The sequence below is a fragment of the Sharpea azabuensis DSM 18934 genome (genome assembly GCF_000702165.1).
GTDB lineage: Bacteria > Bacillota_I > Bacilli_A > Erysipelotrichales > Coprobacillaceae > Sharpea > Sharpea azabuensis.
Genome location: NZ_JNKU01000077.1, coordinates 1 through 4,270 on the forward strand (window position 1 = coordinate 1; position 4,270 = coordinate 4,270).

Annotated in this window: 6 protein-coding genes and 1 pseudogene; all 7 read right to left on the reverse strand. The window is 31.9% G+C overall.

The genetic code is table 11. From position 1 onward, the window contains the following. Window positions 1-281, reverse strand: a 281-nt coding sequence (locus T529_RS0111425; protein ID WP_033163738.1) for an IS3 family transposase, incomplete at its 3' end; no start/stop codon positions are given. A 101-nt stretch (window positions 282-382) separates the two neighbouring features. Next, window positions 383-814 carry a helix-turn-helix domain-containing protein gene (locus tag T529_RS0111430; RefSeq protein WP_081823141.1) on the reverse strand — a complete coding sequence of 144 codons (432 nt, stop codon included), beginning with the start codon at window positions 812-814 and terminating at the stop codon, window positions 383-385. Window positions 815-1,216: 402 nt separating this feature from the next. Next, complete coding sequence (locus T529_RS0111435; protein WP_033163739.1) at window positions 1,217-1,735, reverse strand: hypothetical protein; 519 nt, start codon at window positions 1,733-1,735, stop codon at window positions 1,217-1,219. After that, window positions 1,710-2,393, reverse strand: a complete 684-nt coding sequence (locus T529_RS0111440) for a hypothetical protein (protein ID WP_033163740.1) — start codon at window positions 2,391-2,393, stop codon at window positions 1,710-1,712. The genes T529_RS0111435 and T529_RS0111440 overlap by 26 nt, the downstream gene beginning before the upstream one ends. After that, window positions 2,383-3,117 (reverse strand): hypothetical protein, encoded by a 735-nt coding sequence (locus T529_RS0111445; RefSeq protein WP_033163741.1) that lies wholly within the window; start codon window positions 3,115-3,117, stop codon window positions 2,383-2,385. Before T529_RS0111445 ends, T529_RS0111440 begins: the two co-directional genes overlap by 11 nt. 261 nt (window positions 3,118-3,378) lie before the next feature. Next, window positions 3,379-3,504 carry a hypothetical protein gene (locus T529_RS13650; protein ID WP_274518644.1) on the reverse strand — a complete coding sequence of 42 codons (126 nt, stop codon included), beginning with the start codon at window positions 3,502-3,504 and terminating at the stop codon, window positions 3,379-3,381. 140 nt (window positions 3,505-3,644) lie between these two features. Beyond that, window positions 3,645-4,270 (reverse strand): annotated as a pseudogene (locus tag T529_RS13560) (IS3 family transposase); the annotation flags it as partial.

Consider the following 4,270-nt stretch of genomic DNA (forward strand, 5'->3'; position numbering starts at 1 on the left):
TGTTTTCTGACTTTTACTACTAGATTATTATCTTTCATGATTTGTCTTACTATTTTTTCAGATACAATGATATTATCTTTTCTCAGTAGTGAATGGATCCTTCTATAACCGTATCTTTCCTTATTTTCTTTGAATAATTTAATAATTTTTACCTTTATTGCCTCATATTTATAAGGTGATTGTTGTATCTTGTGCTGATAAAAATAACTGCTCTTGGATATCTGAAGTTTTGCAAGAAGCAGTGACAATGCATATTTATTCCTTAGGGCATCGATTATCATTCTCTTCTCTACGTTTTTCAGCCTTAACAGGTCGATGCCCTGATCTTTTTTTAATATTTCTATTGTCTGTCTTAATATATCATTTTCTAGCTCCAGATCTCTTATCTTAGCTGCCAGTTCAATATTATTATCGGAACCCTTATAGCATCTTCATTAACTATCAAAGTTCCTCTTGGCAAATCTTTCTTTTTATTCATTATCGCTGCTGCACCTCCAGATAAATACAGCTTTCTCCAACTATAAATACTCGTCCTTGAATATCCGTATTCTTCTGATATTGATTTTATGTCTTCTCCTTCTTCAAAGCAACGGTGAAGTATTTCAAGTTTTGTTTCCAGCGATGGATGAATCCTATGGTCTGGTGAATTAGTAAAACTATATTCCTTGTGTTTCTTTTCAATATTTCGATTTTTAATCCAAGTATACATATTCTGCCTGCTTGGATATCCAAGATCATGTATTACCTTAGCAATTGAGCCTGTCTCATCATACAATTGGAGTGCTTTCTTTTTCTCTTCCTCAGTAAATGACATTTTTATCCCTCCCCGTCATTCCGGGTCCAAGAATTTGTCCGCACCCCCAAACCTATAAAGCAATATGAAAGTACCATTCTACATTTCTTACTAACTGATAAATGTCCTCTGCGTTATAAAAAAATGATGACTAACTTAAAAATAATACTTGAATCGGCTTCGGAAGGTAACTGAGACTTATTGTCATTTGATTGTCACACAACATGAAATGAGCCAAGAAACGCCGCAATTCGGCATTTCTTGGCTCATGTACATTATTCAAACTCTTGGGCGGAGAGATTTATCTGGCTGTTTCTTGGTACATATTTGTATGTTTTATTCTTCATATTCATCTCTTTTTGCATTTTTGTGTCCCTCACATCAAATTTTTAGAGCCAAAAAGGAGCCAAACATGATTAAATTTCATGCTATTGATGAGCAATATCTATCTATTGCATCTTTCAATTCTGGTCTTATTGCTTCTTCATCCAAAAGCCCTTTTTTTCTTACTTCTACTATGTAGCTTTTTACTTGTTCTCGTTTTAATTCTGGAATTCTCGTTTTATCTGAAGAAATTTCGCGAATCATATTCAAAATTGCCCCTATTTTTTCATAATCCAAATCACAAAAATTGACATGCAATTTATCAAATCCTTTATAACCGGTTGCTCCTAATTCTGTTTCATCAATTGATATCTCATACTTATTAAGTAATTCGTCATCAACGATAATAAATTGTGATGTTTCAATAGATGTAGTAGACAAAATAATTGCTTTCATCGTATCCGCTAGATGAGACATATCATCACATTTCCAAAAGGATAATGTATTCCTCGATGTTCCTAATTCCTGCTTTAAAACATCTGCTTCGACTTTTTCAAGTGAAACATCTCTGATTTTATATAAATTAGATTTTTTAGATAATTTCCTTACGTAAAACATTACACTCCTCTAAATAGCTTACAACATCTTGAATATACTCTTTTAACCATACTGACGCACAATCCAAATTTTTTAGCAAAGGCAACAAATCTACATCAGCCCAATTCTCAACTATTGCAACAGCATATTCCTTAACACTCTCATTTTTATGAGACAATAGACCGACTAACATAGTTGGTCCCCATGGCATAACATCATTTAATTCAAAATATCCAATTGATTTGCAAATTCCTATTAGCATATTAGGGTAATCATTGTATCTAACATATATGTTTTGTAGTACTTCTCCTAGTATCCTAGATGAATATTTTCTTTCAATCTCAATTGCCAACCTTTCTGCACTAGTAACCTCTGAATCCTCTATAGAAAAATATTTAAGTGCATTAGTCATTCTCGCTGTTAAATGTGCCACCAATTCGTCCCATTTTTTTTGTTCTGCTAATGCTTTTTCTTCTGTGATTAATTTTTCGATATATGAAATATTTTCTTTCCTCAATTTGGGTGTTTCACTTTGAAAAGAATTATTTTTTTCTGTACTATCAAATTTATCTTTTTCATAAAACAATACTGATACTTTTTTATTCAATGATGAAGATTCCGTTTCTTCATATAGTTCCGTTTCATTTATATTATTTACTGCAGAATTATCATTCAACATTATTACTCAGCTCCTCAAAATTTGCTTTAATCTCTTTAGCAATGGCACCTGTTTCCTTTACAAAGTCATTTAAGGAATCTGTATTAAATCTATATCCCGAATTTTCAGGTATCGTATTTATATCCATATGACATAAAATTCTTTTTTCATTTTGTTGATCATTTGTTACCATACTTAACTCTGTAATTACATTCAGCGTATCTTCTTCATTAGAAATTGTTATTGGATACCAACTATTTTCACGCATTGACCATTCTTTAAATTCTCTATTGTCATAGAACTTCAATAAAGAAACAACACTTCTTCCAAATATTGTATTCTGTAACTCTCCCAAATATGGCTCACTTAACAAATTTATATTTAATGCAAATCTATTTGAAACGATCTTGTATTCAGACATAATTAATAACAAGATTTTCTCAAGTTTCTTTAATTCACTCTCAAAATCACACTTATCATCCTGATTAAAATTAAATATGCAATCTATCCTTTCATCCTGACAAATAATTTGACCACTCTTATCAGCTGTAACAAATGCAAGATTAGATATAGTATCAATTCTCCCTTTTACCAAATCAATAGTCTGTCCAGTTGTAATATTAGGTAAAAATTCTTTTAGTTTTAACAAATTTAATTCATTCATTAAGTTTGATATATTATTCGCATTAGGTTCAATTCTATGATTTATAAATGCTGATAATTGAATATTGAGTATAATTCCCATACTTTTTTCCCTCCGATCAAGTGAATAATACTTGCCTTATTATATAATATTGCATTTTCGCTCCTATCAATAATATCAATATAACTCATTAATATGTAACTAATATTGCAAAAATACCTCATAATTCTTATAATTATTGTAACATTGCAATTGTTATTTTACAACTATAAACCTTGCTATAATAATTATGCTCTGAATTACATATATCGATTTTTATTTCCATTATCTTGTTCCATAAGACCTGTCATACCGCCTTATCTGCTACTCTGTACGCTCCTGTTCCTTCTCCTTACGAATAATCGTATCAATCTGCTCTGCACCTGCATATCTCTTCACACGCTCCAGATCATCAGCCTTTTCCTGCAACAGCTCTGTCCTATCACTCATATCTTTAATCTTGCCCTTGTAAAACTCCACATCATCTGACAATCTCTTCTTTTCCTTTCAAAGCTGTATTACTTCCTCTTTTAGCCTTACACACTGGATTGTCAGATTAGGGTGCGGAAAAATTCTTGAACCTTGTTATTTCAAATTAGTCCCAGACTTTGCCTGTACTCCATAGGGCTCAAATAGCCCAACGATGCCTTTATTCTTTTGGTATTATACCATATGATATAATCATTGATAATTTCTATAAACATTTCAATTGTGACTCCAACAAAATTTCTGCCATAAAACATCTCATTCTTCATTCTGCCAAAGAATCCTTCACATGCCGAATTATCCGGTGAACAGCCTTTCTTAGACATGCTTCTGGTATATCCATACTTATTCATTCTATTAATTCATCCAGGCCATCGGTAATGGCACCCCTGATCCGCTATGAACTATTGGCTTGTCATCTTCTTTTAGCTTAGAATGATAATCATCCAACATGCTATTAACTAAATCTGCATTAGGGTTGGTACTTACTGTCCAACTTGGTATCATTCTATCAAAACAGTCTACTATTGGTGAAAGATATACTTTTCCTGCAGGTATTGAGAATTCTGTGATATCTGTCAGCACCTTTTCATTGGGCTTTTCTGAATGAAAATCTCTATTGATAATATTCCTTGCCGCTTCACTTATTTCTCCTTGATAGGAGCTATACTTCTTATGTTTTCTGACTTTTACTACTAGATTATTATCTTTCATGATTTGTCTTACTATT

Excerpts from the sequence above, each read along its gene's own strand:
- T529_RS0111435 (WP_033163739.1), bottom strand. The coding sequence starts at position 1,735 with ATGTTTTACGTAAGGAAATTATCTAAAAAATCTAATTTATATAAAATC.
- T529_RS0111445 (WP_033163741.1), bottom strand. The coding sequence starts at position 3,117 with ATGGGAATTATACTCAATATTCAATTATCAGCATTTATAAATCATAGA.
- T529_RS0111440 (WP_033163740.1), bottom strand. The coding sequence starts at position 2,393 with ATGTTGAATGATAATTCTGCAGTAAATAATATAAATGAAACGGAACTA.
- T529_RS13650 (WP_274518644.1), bottom strand. The coding sequence starts at position 3,504 with ATGAGTGATAGGACAGAGCTGTTGCAGGAAAAGGCTGATGATCTGGAG.
- T529_RS0111430 (WP_081823141.1), bottom strand. The coding sequence starts at position 814 with ATGTCATTTACTGAGGAAGAGAAAAAGAAAGCACTCCAATTGTATGAT.